The organism is Mesorhizobium sp. M7A.F.Ca.CA.003.01.2.1 (genome assembly GCF_003998945.1).
In the GTDB taxonomy this organism is placed as follows: domain Bacteria; phylum Pseudomonadota; class Alphaproteobacteria; order Rhizobiales; family Rhizobiaceae; genus Mesorhizobium; species Mesorhizobium ciceri.
Genome location: NZ_RZRA01000577.1, coordinates 1 through 3,659, shown reverse-complemented (window position 1 = coordinate 3,659; position 3,659 = coordinate 1). Strand labels below are relative to the sequence as shown.

Here is a 3,659-nt window from a genome sequence, read left to right as displayed (position 1 = left end):
GCGCTATCCGCACGAACTGTCCGGCGGCGAGCGCGCGGGCAACGCCGACGCGCTGTTGCTGGCCGCCGGACAGTTCGTGCGGATAGCGCGGCCCGAAGGCTTCGGGGTCAAGCTGATAGAGCGTCATCAGTTCGTCGACCCGGGCCTTGATGCGGTCCTTGTCCCAACCGAGCAGCACCGGCACGGTGGCAATGTTCTGCGCCACCGTGCGATGCGGGAACAGGCCGTGGCCCTGGATGGCGTAGCCGATGCTGCGGCGCAGCTCATAGCCGGGCAGCGAACGATTGTCGGCGCCGTCGAGCTTGATGATGCCCGAGGTCGGCTCGACCAGCCGGTTGATCATGCGCAGCAGCGTCGTCTTGCCGGACCCGGACGTGCCGACAATGACGGCGATGGTGCGCGGCTCGATGACCATCGACACGTCATCGACCACGGTCGTCGCGTCATAGCGCTTGGTAATGCCTTCGATCTCGATCATGCCGTTTCAACCCTGCGCCTGGTGGCGGTCATTTCGATCACCGCATCGAGGATGATGGCGGCGGCAAAGGCGAGCGCGACCGTTGGCACCGCGCCGAGCAGCACAAGGTCCATCGCCGTCTGGCCCACACCCTGGAAGACGAATACGCCGAAACCGCCGCCGCCGATCAGCGCGGCAATGGTGGCGAGGCCGATGTTCTGCACCAAGACGATGCGAATGCCGGTCAGGATCACTGGAAAGGCCAGTGGGAACTCGACGCCGAACAGGCGCTGCCTGTCGGTCATGCCCATGCCGCGCGCGGCGTCGTTGGCCGCGCGCGGCACGCCAGCGAGACCGACCACGGTGTTGGCCACCACCGGCAGCAGCGAATAAAGGAACAGCGCGACGAAGGCGGGTGCGGTGCCGATGCCGCGAATGCCGAGCGCGGCAGCCCCCGGCACATGCGTGGCCACCCAGCCGAGCGGCGCGATCAGCAGGCCGAACAGCGCGATCGAGGGAATGGTCTGGATGATGTTGAGCACGTTGAGAACCCCGGCGCGCAGACTTTCGACACGATGGCAGAGAATGCCCAGCGGCAGGCCGACGACCACTGCCGCAAGCAGCGACCCTAGCGCCAGCGTTACATGCTTGGAGCCCTCCGCCCAGAAACTGTCGGCGCGGTTGAAATATTCCTTCAGGATCGACAGATTGTCCCAGCTTCCCGAAATCAACAGCAGCCCGATCGCCAAAGCCGAGACCGCAAGCACGCCAACTCGTGCCAATGGCGACAGGTCCAGCCGTGTCAGCACATCGGCGAGCAAAAGCGTGAAGGCAAAGATCAGAATCCAGAAACCGGAGGCTGGCGAAACTCTCGCAAAGGTGTTGCCCTCCGGCGTGAGGAATGTTCCGGCGACGCCGATCAGCAGCGCGAGCGCGGCAAGCGCCACCACGCTGGCGGCAAGGCGCAGCGAAAGCGGTGTCTTGAACAGCGCGATGAGTGCTGCGGCGACGATCATGACGAGCAGCAGCGTCCCGGTGGTTGCCGGCAGCGCCTCGAGAATCGAGCGCGCCTGGCCGGGGACGATGCGGTTGGCACGGAACGTGGCAAAGGGCGCGGCAAAAGCCGCGTAGGCTGATATAGCGGCGATGACCACGCCGAGCTTGTCGAAGCGGATGTTCACGCCCTCCCCCGTCAGTCGATCCGGCGCGCCACGAAAGCGGCGCGCCGGAATCGTCCTACTTCAGGAAGCCGTTCTTCTTCAAAAAGTCCTCGGCGACGCCCTTGACCGGCTCGCCGCCGACCTGCACGCGACCATTCAGCTCCTGCAGCGTGACGAGGTCGAGCTTGGCGAAGACCGGCTTCAGCAGCGTCTCGATCTCGGGATGTTGCTTCAGCACCGCTTCGCGGATGATCGGCGCCGGCTGGTAGACCGGCTGCACGCCCTTGTCGTCGTCGAGCACGACGAGCCCGGACGGTGCGATGCCGCCATCGGTGCCGTAGACCATGGCCGCATTGGCGCCGTTGGTCTGGTTGGCGGCCGCGGCGATGGTTGCCGCGGTGTCGCCGCCTGAGAGAGTGATCAGTTGGTCCGGCTTCAGCGTGAAGCCATAGGTGGTCTGGAAGGCCGGCAGTGCAGCCGCCGAATTGACGAACTCGGCAGAAGCCGCCAGCACCACCTGACCGCCGCCCGCGACATATTTGCCGAAGTCGGTGAGCGTGGCGAGCTTGTTGGTCTCGGCGACTTCCTTGCGCAGCGCAATCGCCCAGGTGTTGTTTGCGGGCGACGGCGACAGCCAGACGATCTTGTTGGCGTCGTAGTCGAGCTTCTTGGCCGTTTCATAGGCCTTGGCGGCATCCTTCCAGACCGGGTCGTCGGCCTTCTCGAAGAAGAAGGCGGCGTTGCCGGTGTATTCGGGATAGATGTCGATCTCGCCAGCGGTGATCGCCTTGCGCACCACCGGCGTGCCGCCGAGCTGGATGCGGTCCGATGTCTTGATGTTGTTGGCGTTGAGGACGAGCTGGATGATGTTGCCGAGCACGCCGCCCTCGGTGTCGATCTTCGAAGAGACAACCACCTGGGCATTGGCGGAAGCCACCGTGATGCCGAGCGCCAATGCCGCGCCGGCCAGAAACTTGACTGAAAACATTGTGGAACCCCTAGCTATGAACCGAAACGCGATGACCGCATATGAGCATGGCTTCAACGGCCAGTCGGGGCACACGGTTTCATAACAAGGGGGATCAGCGCAATATTTTTGTTCGGAAGGCCGATTTTGAGGCGACGCTGGCGATCTGCTGCCATCTGGCGGATAATGCCATAGGGTGCGGGTGGCAAACACGGAGAGCGTGTCATGGCCATACACAAAGTCGGCTACCTCATCGGAAGTCTTGCCCGGGAATCCATCAACCGCAAGCTCGCGAAGGCGCTCGTTCAACTGGCTCCTCCGGAACTTGAAATGACGGAAATCGCCTTCAGGGATCTGCCTCTTTACAGCTACGATTATGATGCGGATTTCCCGCCGGTCGCCCGGGATTTCAAAAAGGCGATCGCGTCCGTTCAGGCCGTCCTGTTCGTTACCCCGGAGTACAACCGCTCGATCCCTGGCGGATTAAAGAACGCGATCGACTGGGCGAGCCGCCCCTATGGAAAGAATTCATTCGCGCGCAAACCGTCCGCCGTCATCGGAACATCGCCGGGCGCCATCGCAACCGCTGTCGCCCAACAAAGCCTGCGCAGCGTTCTGAGCTTCTGCAACTCACCCCAGATGAATGCGCCGGAAGCCTATATCCAGTTCACGCCGGGACTGATAACGGACGACGGCGAAGTGACGGTCGAATCCACCGAGGACTTCCTGCGCAACTACATGGCTGAGTTCCATATGTTCATAGCGAGGGTGCTTCAGGTGTTGCCGCCGGACGCATAGGTTTGGCGTCAAGCCGGGCGCGCGCTCGTCACCTTCAGCGCGCCCAGCGCCACGAAGCACAGGACGGTGACCGGAAAGACTATCCAGTTCAGCATCTCCCAGCCCCAGGCGTTGTAGACCATGCCCGACATCAGTGAGGCGCAGGCGACGGAGCCGAACAGGACGAAGTCGTGGAAGCCTTGCACCTTGCCCTTTTCCGACGGCCGGTAGGTGGAGGCCACCATTGCGGTCGCGCCAATGAAGCCGAAGTTCCAACCAAGGCCCAGCAGGATCAGCG

At 63.2% G+C, this 3,659-nt stretch carries 5 protein-coding genes; 1 reads left to right on the top strand and 4 read right to left on the bottom strand.

Annotated features, from left to right (window positions below; translation table 11 throughout):
• The 3 genes from EN969_RS21430 to EN969_RS21420 form a co-directional block, all read right to left on the bottom strand.
• A partial coding sequence (locus EN969_RS21430; RefSeq protein ID WP_127419372.1) for an ATP-binding cassette domain-containing protein occupies window positions 1-478 on the bottom strand: 478 nt, incomplete at its 3' end.
• Window positions 475-1,638, bottom strand: coding sequence for an ABC transporter permease (locus tag EN969_RS21425; protein ID WP_063167768.1), 1,164 nt, complete (start codon window positions 1,636-1,638; stop codon window positions 475-477). The genes EN969_RS21430 and EN969_RS21425, both read right to left, overlap by 4 nt.
• Window positions 1,639-1,693: 55 nt before the next feature.
• The gene (locus EN969_RS21420) at window positions 1,694-2,605 is read right to left on the bottom strand and encodes an ABC transporter substrate-binding protein (protein ID WP_013532241.1); all 912 of its coding nucleotides are present in this window, start codon (window positions 2,603-2,605) and stop codon (window positions 1,694-1,696) included.
• A gap of 204 nt (window positions 2,606-2,809) precedes the next feature.
• On the opposite strand from EN969_RS21420, the gene EN969_RS21415 reads away from it, so the two are divergent.
• Window positions 2,810-3,382 carry an NADPH-dependent FMN reductase gene (locus EN969_RS21415; protein ID WP_013532242.1) on the top strand — a complete coding sequence of 191 codons (573 nt, stop codon included), beginning with the start codon at window positions 2,810-2,812 and terminating at the stop codon, window positions 3,380-3,382.
• A gap of 8 nt (window positions 3,383-3,390) precedes the next feature.
• Here the strand turns inward: EN969_RS21415 and EN969_RS21410 are convergent.
• Window positions 3,391-3,659: MFS transporter (locus tag EN969_RS21410; protein ID WP_127419371.1), on the bottom strand; the 269-nt coding region annotated here is incomplete at its 5' end.

Coding starts and splice junctions, on each gene's coding strand:
- EN969_RS21415 (WP_013532242.1), top strand. CDS start 2,810: ATGGCCATACACAAAGTCGGCTACCTCATCGGAAGTCTTGCCCGGGAA.
- EN969_RS21420 (WP_013532241.1), bottom strand. CDS start 2,605: ATGTTTTCAGTCAAGTTTCTGGCCGGCGCGGCATTGGCGCTCGGCATC.